This window comes from Mesorhizobium sp. ES1-1 (genome assembly GCF_020164785.1).
In the GTDB taxonomy this organism is placed as follows: domain Bacteria; phylum Pseudomonadota; class Alphaproteobacteria; order Rhizobiales; family Rhizobiaceae; genus Mesorhizobium.
Window position 1 is genome coordinate 55,896 of sequence record NZ_JAIUGX010000010.1, and the last position, 13,913, is coordinate 69,808.

Here is a 13,913-nt window from a genome sequence, read left to right on the forward strand (position 1 = left end):
AGATTGGCGGCTTCGAGTCTTCGCAATGTCGGACGGACATCTGGGAACCTTTCGCAGTGCCTGCATCCCTGGCCGCGTCGCCTTGGTAGCCGTAGATGACCGACGCCAGCCCGGGGAAAATCTGGATCCCGGCCGATGACCCCCGCGAACAACGCGAAGATGAGGTAGAGCGTGCCGATATCCTTGTGGTCGGTCGAAAACAGCCAGCGGGTTATGCCCTTCAGCTTGTGAACTGCGAGACCGCCCTGAGCTGCTGGCGAATATGCACTCATCACCGTTTTCCGCTTGAGCCGCCCCTTGCGACGCATCCGAACCATGCTTCAAGTTGATTGTTCCCTCTGCGGAATGGGTCACGGTCGGGAACATTTGCGGCAGGCCATAGTTCGGCTCGGGCGCTGACCCTGCGGGGCTGAAGGATCGACACTCCATGCTTATGATTGCTGCGACACGGGTTCTGACGATCGTGGTTGCCGCGCTGATATCAGCCTTCTGGATCAAGGCTCGTCATGGTCTTCATGACCCCACGCCGGACATGTCGATGTTCACGCAACAGGAGCAGACTTTCCTGACATGGACGCCATGACCGCGAGGCTCGGCTCGAGAACGCGAGCAGGCTGGCTGTTGCTCGGCTTTGCACTGGGCGGTTTCTTCGACGGCATCGTCCTGCATCAGATCTTGCAGTGGCACCATCTTCTATCAGGTCTGGGCGGCCCGGCGGGTTCCGACCTGCGCTTCCAGATCGTGGCCGACGGCCTCTTCCACCTTTTCATGTATGTACTCGCCGTCCTCGGCACGGTGCTGCTGGTCTCCGCGAGGGCTGCTGGCGCTCGGCCAGGATTAACGACCGATATCCTGCGGCTCGCCCTGATCGGGTTCGGCGTCTGGCATATGGTGGATGCCGTTTTGTTTCATTGGCTGCTGGGTCTGCATCGGATCAAAATGAACAGCGACGTGCCACTCGCCTGGGACGTGGCCTGGCTGGCCATCTTCGGTATCGTGCCGTTGCTGTTGATGATGGTGCTCCCCAACCGCGGGGGGCCGTCCCGCGGCGCTTCGGCTGCACTGTCGAGCATCGTGCTGCTGGCGGGGCTGGCGGCTGGCGTCGGCCCGCTCTTCAACCGGGCTGCCAATCCCATCATCGTCTTTCGGGCGGGTATGGAGCCATCGGAAATGATGCAGGCCGTTCAGGCCGCCGATGCCCAGCTTAAATGGGTCGATTCCAGCGGCACCGTCTGGCTGGTTGACCACATCTCATGGCGTGGATTGGCAGCCCTGTACGTACGCGGCGCCCTGGTCGTCAGCAAAACGCCTGTCATGGCCGGGTGCCTCGCATGGACGGATACTGCCGGAGCAAGCAGCATTCCCGCCAGACTTTAAGCCCGAGCGCCGACAGAAGCGGCGGAGGCGTTGCAGCCTACTTCCGGGCGATGGCAGCCCGCCTCGGGAGGGAACCGAGGCGGGCCGTGAATGCTGTTGTGAAGCCAGCATCCTGGCGTGGCACCGGGAAATGCCAAGCGACCACAGAACTGAGAAGCCTGGCACGTGTTCCCGCCCCAAGGCGAAAAAGATGGTCTGATCTGAGCTGGTTCAGACGCGCTATGTGGGAAGAGATACCAATGGAATTCAGCGGTCGACGTCGCCAAGGACGATGTCCAGCGAACCAAGCACCGCAGTAACGTCTGCCAACATGTGGCCCCGACAGAGGAAATCCATAGCCTGGAGATGGGCAAAACTGGGGGAGCGTAATTTGCAGCGGTAAGGCTTGTTCGAGCCATCGGAGACCAGATAGACGCCAAATTCGCCTTTCGGGGCTTCCACCGCCGCGTAGACTTCCCCTGCGGGTACCCGGAACCCCTCCGTATAAAGTTTGAAATGATGAATCAGTGCTTCCATTGAGCGCTTCATCGCGGCGCGCTTGGGTGGAACGACCTTTGCATTGGGAAGCGAAACCGGTCCGGCGCCCTCTTTGACGAGGAGGTCGATGCATTGGCGGATGATCTTGGCGGACTGCCGCATTTCCTCCATCCGCACCAGGTAGCGGTCATAACAGTCGCCGTTGATGCCCACCGGAATATCGAAATCGAGTTCTGCATAGCATTCATAAGGCTGGGACTTCCGTAAATCCCATGCGGCGCCCGATCCCCGAACCATTACGCCCGAGAAGCCCCACGCCCAGGCGTCTTCTTGAGAGATGCGGCCAATGTCCACATTGCGCAGTTTGAAGATGCGATTTCCCGTAAGAAGCGTGTCGAGGTCGCTCACGGTCCTCAGGAAAGGATCGATCCACCTGCCGATATCCGCGATAAGATCTTCAGGTAGATCCTGATGTACACCCCCGGGGCGGAAATATGCTGCGTGCATCCTGGATCCGCTGGCGCGTTCATAGAACACCATCAGCTTCTCGCGTTCCACGAAACCCCAGAGCGGCGGGGTGAGCGCACCAACATCCATGGCTTGCGTCGTGATATTCAGGAGATGAGACATAATCCGTGAAATCTCGGCGTAGAGCACTCTTATTATCTGTCCACGCCGCGGAACTTCGAGGGCCATCAGCCGCTCAATCGCCAGGCACCATGCATGTTCCTGGCTGATCGGAGCAACGTAGTCGAGACGATCGAAATACGGCAGCGCCTGCAGATACGTCTTGGCCTCGATCAGCTTCTCGGTTCCCCTGTGAAGCAAGCCCACATGGGGGTCGACCCGGCCGACGATCTCGCCGTCCAGCTCCAGCACCAGCCTCAGAACGCCGTGAGCAGCCGGATGCTGCGGGCCGAAATTGATGTTGAAGTTGCGGACTGAATTATCGGCCATGACAGATACCGGTTTTGCACATTTACTTGGACCGCCCGAACTATGCAGTTGTGTGTTCGTTCCACGGCCGTGCGCGCCCTGCAGATGGCCCACGCCGTCGCGCAAGTGTGACGTCATGCCCGAACGCGACGCGGCGCGACCGTTAGAGCAACCCGGGTGCTGCACGGTAATTGTCGAGACATTGCCGCGAACTTCTTCGATGCCCGGAACAATCGGCCCACGCCACAGTTCGAGCCCCGCGGCAGTCATGCTGCAGATCGGTGACCCGATCGTCCGCGCCGGCCCTTCCCAGGGCGCGGGCTCTTCGCACGACCGCCGGCAGACGATAGATTGATGGGCAAGAAAGAAGACCAGACTGAAATCGCCGGCGGATGGGCCATCGAAGCCGTCTACTTTGCCCGAAAGTGCGGCCTCGCCAAGGAGGAGGCACTCGATATATTCAGGCGAGCCTATGAGAACGTCGATGATGAAGCCAAACGCTCCTCAGTGCACCGGTAGAAGCGGTCATCAAGCGCGCATTGCAGACGACAGGGGCGCATGATCTTCTTCACCTCCGACACACATTTCAGCGACCCCCGCATTCTGCGGCTGGACCGGCGCCCGTTCGTCTCCTTGGCGCAGCATGACGAGGCACTTGTGGAGTTTTGGAACGAGACTGTAGGCCCGAGCGACGAGGTCTGGCACCTGGGAGATTTCGCGAAAGGATCAGCCGAGACCGTCTCGTCGATGCTGTCGCGCCTCCACGGTACCAAGCACCTGATCATAGGAAATAACGATGGCGCTGCCACGGTCGGTGCTTCGGCCTGGGCAAGCGTCAATCACTATAAAGAGTTGCTCCTCGAGGGCAGCCTGTTGATCCTTTGCCATTATCCGTTCCGCACCTGGAACCAGATCGGCAAGCGATCGATCAACCTGCACGGCCATTCTCATGGCCGGTTGAAGCCGATGACGCGTCAGCATGATGTCGGCGTCGACAGCTGGGAACTCCGCCCCGTCAGCTTAGCCGCGATCAAAGCCAGGCGCCGTAGGGCGACCCCGCCTGGACCAGCAGCGGTCGCCGAGTGATCACTGTGGCACTAGCAGGCCACGCTGGTCGCAGAAATACGTCGGTTTCTTGGAACAATGCAATAGAACCTAAGTTCGGCGGTCTCAAAGGAGATCAAGCTCATGTATTACACCGACAAGAAACTCCAATTCCCGGTCACGGTCGAAAAACCGAATCCTGTCTTCGCGCGTGCTTTGCAGCAGGCCATAGGTGGCGTCGAGGGAGAAATCCGCGTCGCCCTGCAGTACTTCTTCCAGGCCTGGGGCTGCCGCGGCCCAGCCAAATATCGTGACCTCCTCCTCAACACCGCGACCGAGGAGATCGGCCACATCGAGATGCTGGCCACGGCCGTTGCCCTCAACCTCGAAGGCGCGCCGTTGTCACTGCAGGAAGACGTGTCGGCGGACGCAGTCGGCGGCTCGGTGCTCAACGGCATGAACTTCCGCCACATCCTGTCGACCGGCCTTGCCGCCTTGCCCGAGAACTGCAACGGGGTTCCCTTCAATGCCTCGCACGTCTATGCCAGCGGCAATCTCGCCGCCGACATGATGGCCAATGTCACAGCCGAGGGCAGCGGCCGGGTGCTGGCCACGCGTCTCTACAACATGACCGACGACCCCGGCATGAAAGACATGCTGTCCTTCCTGATCGCACGCGACACCATGCACCAGCAACAATGGCTGGCGGCAATCGAGGACATGGGAGGTCTCGCAGCTTCACTTCCCGTTCCCAATTCCTTCCCGCAGGCAGAGGAACAGCAGGATGTGTCCTACGCCTTCGTCAACTGTTTCGTTGACGGCGTCGCGCCAGCCGAAGGCCGATGGAGCGAGGGCGCCTCGATCGACGGCAGGGGCCAGTTCTCGCTGGTTCCCGGCAAGCCCACTGGCGGCGAGCCCATGCTTGCGCCGCCAAGGCCAGACAGCGGAGCCCAGAACGAGCAGATGATGGATGGCATGGGAGAGCTCGGTACATAATCACGCCCGGAGCCCCGGGCGGTTGCCCGAGGCGGCTTAGGGGCCCGATAGGCGCGGCGCAAAGCTCCCTGCGCGCCGCGTCGGCTTCTTTCGAATGAGGGAACCATGGCACAGGAGCCAAAGACAGAGGCCAGACTAAATGGCCGCCCGCGCGACGAGACGATCGCTCAATCTGCTGCGGGTCTGCCCGACGACACCAGCCAGGCGCCGGAGATCGATGAAGGCTGGGCCAGCCAGGTGAAAGACAAACTTCTGCGCAAGGCGAGGTCGCCCGAGCCAACGCGAACGAACTCCGACGAAGTCGCCGAGGGAACCTTGGGCGCTGGTGAAAATGTGTGCGGGCGCTGCTCCGGAACCGGCATGGTCGATGGTCACGACTGCGACGAGTGCGACGGAACGGGCAAGATCGTCACGCCGATCGGCGGAGGCTGAGTGGGCGTCCTCGCCCGTCTCATTCCCATAGCGCGGACGATGGCTCCGGGCTCGCCGCCGCTCCAACCCGAGCTTGCTGGCGCTGAACGCCCGCTGGCGGGCCTCACCATCGCGAGAGGTCCTTGATTGCCATGGCAGGGTCCGGGCCGCCCTTAACCAATGTGAATGCCGCGGATCCCTGACCGGGATAATAACACCCTGTCCGATGCGGAGGGCAGGCAAATGCCACTGGAATCCCTGATAGATCAGTATGTGAGGAGCAGGAAGCGGAGCGGATTGTTGTCGACACAGCTTGCCCTGAAGGCTCTGAAAGAGGTCGTTCCCTCACCGGCCGTCGCCGACGGACATCTCGTCAACATGATCGCCGACCGCGCCGTGGCCTGCGGCCTTGTCATCCACTTCGATCATGTAGGCGATACGTGCGACTAAGCATCGGCCGGGCTCCGCATCCCGGGGCTGCGTGACCAGTCAGCGGACGCGCGTTATCGTGCCTTTTGTCGGGACGTAACCAGCCGACTTCACCGCGCGCCAGTCCTTGTGCGCGTTCAATGATCTCCTTCCAATGAACGCTTTGCAGGCGGACCGTTTTTCCGCCGGCGCCGGGAACAACAGGCGGCCCGGGTTGTTGCAGGGGCGTGTGTGAACCTGCCCAGCCACGAAGATTGATCTCACACAGATTGGTCTGTTGTGCATAGCCCGACCATCGCGTTTCGGAATATGGCATCAAAGGTGTCAATGGAACATTCAGCTCAGGATTAGCCCTCGATGATCCCACCAAACGGGCAAACTAGCGGGGCCTCCCTTCGGTACCAAACGCTGCGCGGCGCGACGCTGACGACAATGACGGCAGTTCTATCCCGGCTTGTCCGCAGTGGTGCGCAGGCAGTCGGATCCTTCTCCCCTTGCGGGGGCGACCCTGTCTGGCATTGCCCGACCGGCTATCCCGACCGTGATGACACCTTTGTTGCATTGTCCAGTTCCGTGTCCAGACAGGTCGAGGCGCGGCTGCCGTCGCGATTAACAGGACATCCAAGATGAGGGTCCTCGTCACCGGCGCAACGGGCCTGATCGGAGCCTCGCTTTGCGCGCGGCTGGCAACCGACGGACATCAAGTCGTTCGGGTGCTGCATCATACCAGCGGAGCGCCCTTTCCCGGCCCGCCGCCCCTCATCCTCGACATGGCGAAGGCGCTTCGGACGCAGGACTGGGGCCTCCATCTGATGGGGGTCGATGCCGTGGTCAACTGCGCCGGCGTGCTGCAAGACAGCCCCCAAGAAAACACCGGCGGCGTTCATGCGGGCGGCGCCTCGGCCCTCTTTGCCGCCTGTGAACAGGCAGGCGTGCGAAAGATCATTCACTTCTCGGCAATAGGCGTCGATCGGCTGCAGCCATCCGCCTTTTCGGCCAGCAAGCTCGCTGGCGACCGGGCTTTGATGGTACGCGATCTGGACTGGGTCATCCTGCGTCCTTCGGTTGTCCTTGGCCGGCCGGCGTTCGGCGCCAGCGCGCTGTTTCGCGGCCTTTCCGCGTTGCCCTTGTTGCCGGTGATGCCGGACACGGGTCGGCTTCAAGTTGTACAATTGGAGGACGTGATCGCCACCGTCGTGCATTTTCTCCGGCCCGACAGCCCCTCGCGGCTTGCGCTTGACCTTGCCGGACCTAACGCGCTGCCGATGAACGAGGTTGTCGGCCTCTATCGCCGCTGGCTCGGCTGGAGGCCGGCTCGAGAATTTCCCCTGACCGGTCGCGTCGCGGCAGCCCTGTACTGGATCGGTGATGCTGCGGCTGTGCTCGGCTGGCGCCCGCCAATGCGCAGCAACGCCGCAAAGGAGATCGTGCGGGGCGCCACGGGCGACCCCACCCCGTGGATCGCGGCGACAGGGATCCAACCCTCGACCCTCGAATCCGCGCTCAACCGCTATCCAGCGACGGTGCAGGAGCGATGGTTTGCGCGTCTCTATTTCATCAAGCCGGCGATCTTCACCGTACTGCCCTTCTTCTGGATCACGACCGGCATCGTTTCCCTGACCACCGGTTGGCGCATTGGCGTCGAGTTGCTGGCCGGCACCGCCATTGCTCCGCTGGCTGAACAGGCGGTCGTCGCCGGCGCGATGGCCGACGTAGCGGTCGGCGCCCTGATCGCCTGGCGCCCAACCAGCCGGCTGGGTCTGTACGGGGCGATCGCGGTGGCTCTTTTGTATGCCGTGGCCGGGACCGTGCTGCGGCCGGACCAGTGGAACGAGCCGCTCGGACCGTTCCTCAAAATCCTGCCGATCCTGGTTCTGCACCTTGTCGGGCTGGCGGTCCTGGAGGAACGCTGATGGTCTATTTCATGCTCAAGTTCCTGCATGTCATCGGAGCGGCCGTGCTGCTGGGCACAGGCGCCGGCATCGCCTTCTTCATGCTGCTCGCGCACCGGAGCGGAAGCTCGGCGACCATCGCGGCGGTCGCGCGCATCGTCGTGATCGCCGATTTCGTGTTCACCGCCACGGCCGTCGTCGCCCAACCCGTCACCGGCGTCTTACTGGCCTGGCAAGCCGGCTACTCGCTGAAAGAGGGATGGATCCTTCTGTCGATCCTGCTCTATTTCGTCACCGGCCTGTTCTGGCTTCCGGTCGTGTGGATGCAGATTGAAATGCGCAATCTCGCCTCGCAGGCTGCGGCTTCCCAGCAACCTCCGCCACGACGCTACAACAGCCTGTTCAGGCTGTGGTTTGCGTTCGGCTTTCCGGCCTTCGCAGCTGTGCTCGCCATCTTCTGGCTGATGATCTCGCGCCCTTTGATCAATCGGTTCGGCTTTTAGGCCGCAGACTTTGCTTTCTTGCTCCCCCCTGGAACATCGTTGCGGCCTCCAAGTTCGACAAGGATGGACGACTGGCACAGCAAGCCGCCTCGTCGGCCGGCTGAGACCCGAAGTGCCCGGATTGGGGCAGATGTCGGCAGGGCCGGTCTGGAAGTTAGAACAAAAGGATTCAACAACACATGACCATTCAGATCGGACTTGCCGACAGTGATCGGGCGAGGGTTGAGGATCGCGGCGATGGCGCTTGGAGCATCACGCCCGACCTCTGCTATCTCCGGCTCTCCATCGTCAACGTCGTTTTTTTCGGTATGCCAGGCAGCGGCGACCGCAACTGGGTCTTGATCGACACGGGTTTGCCGACCTCGCGCAGCAGCATCGTCGAGGTCGCCGAGAAGCGTTTCGGTAAAAACGCGGCACCGGCGGCGATCATTCTCACCCATGGCCATTTCGACCATGTCGGAACCGTGCTGGCGCTGGCAAAGCTTTGGGACGCGCCGGTCTACGCGCATCCGCTGGAGCGTCCCTATCTCGACGGGTCGGCCTCGTATCCGACGCCGGATCCCTGGGTTGGCGGCGGATTGCTGGCACTGCTGTCCCCGCTTTTCCCCTCCAGTCCGATCGACCTCGGCCAACGCCTTAACCCGCTGCCGGCCGATGGTTCCGTCCCCGCCATGCCGGGTTGGCAATGGCTGCACACGCCTGGCCATGCGCCCGGACATGTCTCGCTCTGGCGCGAGGAGGACCGGACGCTGATTGCCGGCGATGCGTTCATCACCACGGGCCAGGAATCGGCTTACGAAGTGGCCGTGCAGAAACTGGAGATGCATGGTCCACCGCGCTACTTTACGCCCGACTGGGAGGCCGCCGAGACGTCGGTACGGCAGTTGGCGGCGCTGAAGCCGGAGCTTGTCATCACCGGGCATGGCGCTCCAGTGTCGGGCATCGGCATGCGGCAAGGTCTCGATCGGCTTGTCGAGCGGTTCGGCCAAGTCGCCGTTCCGCCTCAGTCGAGATATGTGCGCCATCCCGCTACCGTCGAGAACGGCGAGGTGTACCGGCAGTCCTGAGCTCCGGCAATGCCAGAGACGATCCAGCAGCAGACGGATGTTCATGTGGCGATGAGGATAGTCGAGTGTCCCAGCGCGTCGCCGCGAAAATTCATGTCCAGCGGGGCTCGAACGTAAGCCGGTCAAAAACTGTCTCGGCCAAGACAGGCAAGGCGTCGCCGTCGAAACCGCCATGGTATTGGATGATCTGAGTAACGCCGCTGGTTGCCAAGCGGTGTGTCGCATTCGCCATCTCGACGAACTGCGGCCATGGATTTCGAATGCCGGCTCCGCCGACCCATTGGCGAAACCCTGCTGGAGAGGTGGCATCACAGCAATGAAGATATGCCTTGGGCCCCTCCGACGCGGCGAAACACGCTGCTTCAACACGGCAGGCAGCTTTCGCACGGCTCAAGCGTCAAGCGCATCGCTCGGCAATTCGAGGCCTTCAGAGTCTCTCGTTGAGCCTGTCATCCATGGCGGTAACCTTGAGACTGAGGCTGAGCCTCAAGAGTTTGTCGCCATTTTCATTCCGAACCTCAACGAATAATTGCTGCCCGTCGAAGTCCTTCAGCGTGTCCTTGGTTAGGTCTTTCAGGCCGTCAAGGCCTGCGCGGCGCGCTTCTTCAAGTCCCGCGCATTCAATGCCGATCTCGTCTTCGAAGACATGGTTTGGGTCGCCACTGTCAAAGAAATATCTTGCCATGGGAGAGCTTCCGTCACAACGCCGCTTCGGGGTTGCGGTGGTGCAGGTAGGTCGTGTCGAAGTCTCCGGCGCGGACAAGGTTTGGCCAGTTCTTGGCTTGCACCTGGCCGCCCGATGTGGCGATCAGGCCCTTGCGGCGCAGCTCCTGCAGCGTTCTGTTCACATGCACGGTCGACAGACCCAGAGCGTCGCCAAGCGCTGCCTGGGTAATCGGAATGTCGGCTATATGGTCATCGATGCGTCCAACCGCACGCAATCTGTAGATGAGCTCACATAATATGTGAGCCGTACGCGTGAAAGCTTCGCGCCGCCCGACATTGGTCACCCATTCCCGGTAGATCGCCGCGTCTACCAGCGTCGAGCGCCAGAAGGCCGCGGCGATTCTGGGGTGCTGTTCGCAGATGGAGCGCAGCGTGTCGTGCCGCATGAAGCCGACGCGCGACGGCGTCAGCGTCGAGAAGGTGCAGTCCATCGCGGAGAGATGCAGCCCGTGCAAGTCCGGTATATCGCCTGTGACAAAGAAGGATGTGATCTGCCGCTTGCCGTCGCCTGTATATTTGGTCGAGCCCACCAAGCCGTCGACGAGGACAAACGAATGCGAGGGCCGGTCGCCTTCAAGCACGAGGTCTTGATTGGCCTGGAACTCCTTCTCATGGATCGAGATGCCCCTTAGCACCGCCAGGTCAGACTCCCGGAGGCTGGATATTCTCTGCAGCTTGCGAATGAGGACTTCCGAGGTTGAGGTGGAGGACAAAATGGCTGATCCAGTACGTTTTGCAGCCGAACTCTTTTCCGCGCGGAATGTTCCAAGTGGCGTTGATGACGCGCCTGAGGTAGCTGGAGCAATAGTCTGAAGCCGCGCCGGGCCGCTCCGCGTTGCCAGATAGAATCTCCCCGGAGACATGATCTTCAATGTGAATGCTCCGTGCGGTTTAGACGTCGCCCTGAAGAATCAGTCATGGATCGCGATGGAATTACTCACCGCAAATCCCAGAAGAACATCGGATTGGAGGACTAGCTCGGCCCCCGCATCTATGATCTCGATGGAAATCTCTCCGCTGTCAGATCGTCGTGTTGCTTTCAGTACCGGCGCGGACATAAACTGGGTCGGCGAGTTTCGGTGCGACATTGCCGCATCAAGGCTTGGAAACTTCCCTACAAGTCAACGAAGATGCGCCGCGCTAACCGGCAGTTGGGCTCAACCGGTCCGGCAAGGTACAGCCAGACCTGGACACTCAAGCACACCGAAAGAGACGGAAGTGAAATTCATTTTCGATAGCAACGTTTTCCCCCTGTTTCAGCCGGCGAGCGTGGAAGACCTGAAGGACCCTTGTCCGGTTTTCGACGGAACGCAGTGGCATATCTTCGGCTCAAGTGGTGCAGTCACCACAGAGATCTGGGGCATCCTGCACGCCACCGCGCCTGATCTTTATGGTCCCTGGATGGAGCACCCGGTCATCGATCTGGGTGTCAAAGGGTCAGGTGTTGCCGCTCCGGGCGTCATTCATGAGACCGGGGTCTTCCACATGTTCATCCAGACGGAATTCATGAAATCCGGCGGACGTTGCGAGCATGCCGTGTCGAATGACGGCTTTCACTGGGTCGTGCTCAATTCGGCGCTAGAATCGATACCCGACACCGGCGAGGATGGCATCTACGATCCCCATCCCGCGATCATCGGCGGACAACGTTATCTTGTCTATTCCGGCATGCCAAAGTTCAGCCGGGTGCCTCAACCCGACGTCTATCTGGCCCGCAGTCAATCCGATTCATGGTTCGGCCCGTGGAAACGCGTCGGCAAGATTCTCGACCACGCCGATGTTCCTCACCACAATGGGCGCGAACATCCCGACTATGAATGGGGGATCGAAGGCGCCCAACTGGTCGGACTGCCGGATGGCCGCGTCTTGCTTAACGCGACCTGTTTCCTCCCAGAGGGCCAGCGCGGCAATCGGCAGCGCGTGTTTTTCGCCATCGCCGACGACGTCGGCGGGCCCTACGTGAGCGCCGGGCCGGTGCTGGATCCCGGCGAAAACGGCGAGAATGGCCACTCGACCGTCATGATCAGCGATCAGCAACTCACTCTGTTCTACCAGAGCCGGGTGGCCGAGACCAACCACCTCTGGCGTTATGGCCTGGCGCGGTGCGACCTATCGAAGGTCGCGTAGAGCTAGGCCGGGCAAGCCCATCAGGCTGCTCCGGGTTCCTGAGTACGCCCGGAGCGAGAAGCGCTGCGAGCTGCGGCAAGGCCCCCGGGGAAACCGCTTCTGTCGCTGTAGTCACGTGGCTTTGTCGCGCCGCGGGAGTGGCGCGCGGTAACACCTTTGGCAGCGATCACGTCGAGCAATGAGATACCGGCCACCATGGCGAGCGCAAGGCCCACATTGTCACGCTTTGGATTGTCATGCCGGTAGGCCGCCAGCAGCGTTGCTATGTCGAGCCCGTCGCCGGCCACCCGGCTCCACAGCCCAGCCTGCTTATCCACGGAAAGCGAGAGAATGCCGCTGCTGATCTCGCGGGCGCCATAGGCGCGGATCAGGTGTTCCTTGCCGCGCATGCCAAGCGCGCCCGCGATCCGTTCGGCACCGACGAGCTCGACGACGCCAAGCGCGATGCTGAACCAGCTGAGCTTGTGGGCCAGATTGTCAGTCGCTCCGAGGGCGCTCGGGCCAGCCTTGAGTACTTTGGGATCCCCGGGCGATCGGGTAATGTTGGTAAGTCTGTCAGCAACGCTCATGAGGATTTCCCTACGGTTTCAACACAACCTTGATGCAGCTGTCCTGCTTGTCCCGAAACACCTTGTACATCTCGGGTCCCTGCTCGAGGCCGACTGTATGGGTGATGACGAAGGATGGGTCGATCTGCCCCTCCTCGATGCGGTGCAAAAGATCGCCGGTCCAGCGGTTCACATGCGTCTGACCCATGCGGAAACTGAGGCCCTTGTTCATCGCCTGACCCATCGGGATCTTGTCGACGAGCCCGCTGTAGACTCCCGGGATCGAGATCACGCCCGCCGGCCGGCAGACATAGATCATCTCGCGCAGCACATGCGGCCGGTCATTTTCCAGCAGCATCATCTGCTTCGCGCGGTCGTAGATCGTGTCCGGCTGGGCGAGCGACACGTGGCTCTCCATGCCGACGCAGTCGATGCACTTCTCCGGGCCTTTTCCGCCGGTCAGGTCGTTCAGCCGTTCGACGACACTTTCCTTGGCGAAATTGATGGTGATGGCGCCGCCGGCTGCGGCCATGGAAAGCCGCTCAGGCAAGCAGTCGATCGCGAGTACCTGCTTGGCGCCGAGCAGCAGGGCACTGCGTATTGCCATTTGACCAACCGGGCCGCAGCCCCAGATCGCAACCGTATCGGTGGGTTCTATGTCGCACTGCGCCGCCGCCTGCCAGCCGGTGGGAAAGATATCGCCCAGGAAGAGCACCTGCTCGTCGGTAAGGCTGTCAGGCACCTTGATGTGCGTGGCGTCGGCAAAAGGCACGCGCATGTATTCCGCCTGTCCCCCCGGGTAGCCGCCGGTTAGGTGGGTGTAGCCGAACAGACCCGCCGTCGCGTGCCCGAAGACCTTTTCGCCGAGGTTCTTCTTGCGGTTGGAACGTTCGCAAACCGAAAAATTCTGCCGCTTGCACTGGTCGCACTGACCGCAAATGATCGTGAACGGGACGACGATGCGATCACCCTTTTTTAGGGCACCGTTGATGCCCTTGCCGACCTCGACGACCTCCCCCATCATCTCATGGCCCATAATGTCGCCGGGCAGCATGGCTGGCACATAGTTATGGTACAGGTGAAGGTCCGAACCGCAGATCGCACAGCTTGTCACCCTGATGATCGCGTCACGCTCGTCCTCGATCTGCGGATCGGAAACCTCGTCACAGCGTATGTCTTCCTTTCCATGCCAAACAAGTGCTCGCAATAGCTTGCTCCTCTGTGCGTCAGTCTAATCAACCGAGAAGCACGCACGCCTCTGATCAGAAGCATGTCGCTTCCACGTGGAGGATCGAATGTGCCCAATGCACGCCGAACCAAGAGGGTGGACCTATGTTCCGAACTCTTGAGGAAATTTTTAAGTGTGTCTGCGAAAGGTGG

Annotated in this window: 16 protein-coding genes and 1 pseudogene; 11 read left to right on the top strand and 6 right to left on the bottom strand. The window is 61.2% G+C overall.

Annotated elements, in window-relative coordinates:
• Positions 1-58 precede the first annotated feature (58 nt).
• Positions 59-272 (bottom strand): annotated as a pseudogene (locus tag LB513_RS17840) (cytochrome c oxidase subunit I); the annotation flags it as partial.
• A 155-nt stretch (positions 273-427) separates the two neighbouring features.
• Here LB513_RS17840 and LB513_RS17845 point away from each other — a divergent pair.
• Positions 428-583 (top strand): hypothetical protein, encoded by a 156-nt coding sequence (locus LB513_RS17845; RefSeq protein ID WP_224664821.1) that lies wholly within the window; start codon positions 428-430, stop codon positions 581-583.
• Entirely contained in the window at positions 571-1,377 is an 807-nt protein-coding gene (locus tag LB513_RS17850) for a DUF2243 domain-containing protein (RefSeq protein ID WP_224664822.1), read from the top strand. The genes LB513_RS17845 and LB513_RS17850 overlap by 13 nt, the downstream gene beginning before the upstream one ends.
• A gap of 246 nt (positions 1,378-1,623) precedes the next feature.
• Here LB513_RS17850 and LB513_RS17855 read toward each other — a convergent pair whose 3' ends face one another.
• Positions 1,624-2,811 (bottom strand): NADH-quinone oxidoreductase subunit D, encoded by a 1,188-nt coding sequence (locus tag LB513_RS17855; RefSeq protein ID WP_224664998.1) that lies wholly within the window; start codon positions 2,809-2,811, stop codon positions 1,624-1,626.
• Positions 2,812-3,144: 333 nt separating this feature from the next.
• On the opposite strand from LB513_RS17855, the gene LB513_RS17860 reads away from it, so the two are divergent.
• The 8 genes from LB513_RS17860 (at position 3,145) to LB513_RS17895 (ending at position 9,132) form a co-directional block, all read left to right on the top strand.
• A complete protein-coding gene (locus LB513_RS17860; RefSeq protein WP_224664823.1) occupies positions 3,145-3,309 on the top strand; it encodes a hypothetical protein in 165 nt (54 codons plus the stop codon).
• A gap of 39 nt (positions 3,310-3,348) precedes the next feature.
• Positions 3,349-3,876 (top strand): metallophosphoesterase family protein, encoded by a 528-nt coding sequence (locus LB513_RS17865; RefSeq protein ID WP_224664824.1) that lies wholly within the window; start codon positions 3,349-3,351, stop codon positions 3,874-3,876.
• 102 nt (positions 3,877-3,978) lie between these two features.
• Entirely contained in the window at positions 3,979-4,830 is an 852-nt protein-coding gene (locus LB513_RS17870; protein WP_224664825.1) for a manganese catalase family protein, read from the top strand.
• A gap of 105 nt (positions 4,831-4,935) precedes the next feature.
• Complete coding sequence (locus tag LB513_RS25255; protein WP_318011200.1) at positions 4,936-5,262, top strand: hypothetical protein; 327 nt, start codon at positions 4,936-4,938, stop codon at positions 5,260-5,262.
• A gap of 222 nt (positions 5,263-5,484) precedes the next feature.
• Positions 5,485-5,691: a hypothetical protein gene (locus LB513_RS17880; protein WP_224664826.1), complete on the top strand. Its 207-nt coding sequence runs from the start codon at positions 5,485-5,487 to the stop codon at positions 5,689-5,691.
• 605 nt (positions 5,692-6,296) lie between these two features.
• Positions 6,297-7,583 (top strand): SDR family oxidoreductase, encoded by a 1,287-nt coding sequence (locus LB513_RS17885; RefSeq protein WP_224664827.1) that lies wholly within the window; start codon positions 6,297-6,299, stop codon positions 7,581-7,583.
• Positions 7,583-8,065, top strand: a complete 483-nt coding sequence (locus LB513_RS17890) for a DUF2269 family protein (protein WP_224664828.1) — start codon at positions 7,583-7,585, stop codon at positions 8,063-8,065. Before LB513_RS17885 ends, LB513_RS17890 begins: the two co-directional genes overlap by 1 nt.
• A gap of 179 nt (positions 8,066-8,244) precedes the next feature.
• Positions 8,245-9,132 carry an MBL fold metallo-hydrolase gene (locus LB513_RS17895; protein WP_224664829.1) on the top strand — a complete coding sequence of 296 codons (888 nt, stop codon included), beginning with the start codon at positions 8,245-8,247 and terminating at the stop codon, positions 9,130-9,132.
• A gap of 427 nt (positions 9,133-9,559) precedes the next feature.
• Here the strand turns inward: LB513_RS17895 and LB513_RS17900 are convergent, their stop codons facing one another.
• Both LB513_RS17900 and LB513_RS17905 read right to left on the bottom strand, forming a co-directional pair.
• Complete coding sequence (locus LB513_RS17900; RefSeq protein WP_224664830.1) at positions 9,560-9,817, bottom strand: DUF6894 family protein; 258 nt, start codon at positions 9,815-9,817, stop codon at positions 9,560-9,562.
• Positions 9,818-9,830: 13 nt separating this feature from the next.
• On the bottom strand, positions 9,831-10,493 hold the full coding sequence (locus LB513_RS17905; protein WP_224664831.1) for a Crp/Fnr family transcriptional regulator: 663 nt from the start codon (positions 10,491-10,493) through the stop codon (positions 9,831-9,833).
• 358 nt (positions 10,494-10,851) lie between these two features.
• Here LB513_RS17905 and LB513_RS17910 point away from each other — a divergent pair, with 358 nt between their 5' ends.
• Positions 10,852-11,985 carry a hypothetical protein gene (locus LB513_RS17910; RefSeq protein ID WP_224664832.1) on the top strand — a complete coding sequence of 378 codons (1,134 nt, stop codon included), beginning with the start codon at positions 10,852-10,854 and terminating at the stop codon, positions 11,983-11,985.
• Between the two features lie 20 nt (positions 11,986-12,005).
• Here LB513_RS17910 and LB513_RS17915 read toward each other — a convergent pair whose 3' ends face one another.
• Positions 12,006-12,554, bottom strand: a complete 549-nt coding sequence (locus tag LB513_RS17915) for a hypothetical protein (RefSeq protein ID WP_224664833.1) — start codon at positions 12,552-12,554, stop codon at positions 12,006-12,008.
• A 10-nt stretch (positions 12,555-12,564) separates the two neighbouring features.
• Positions 12,565-13,740, bottom strand: a complete 1,176-nt coding sequence (locus tag LB513_RS17920; protein WP_224664834.1) for a zinc-dependent alcohol dehydrogenase — start codon at positions 13,738-13,740, stop codon at positions 12,565-12,567.
• Between the last annotated feature and the right edge of the window lie 173 nt (positions 13,741-13,913).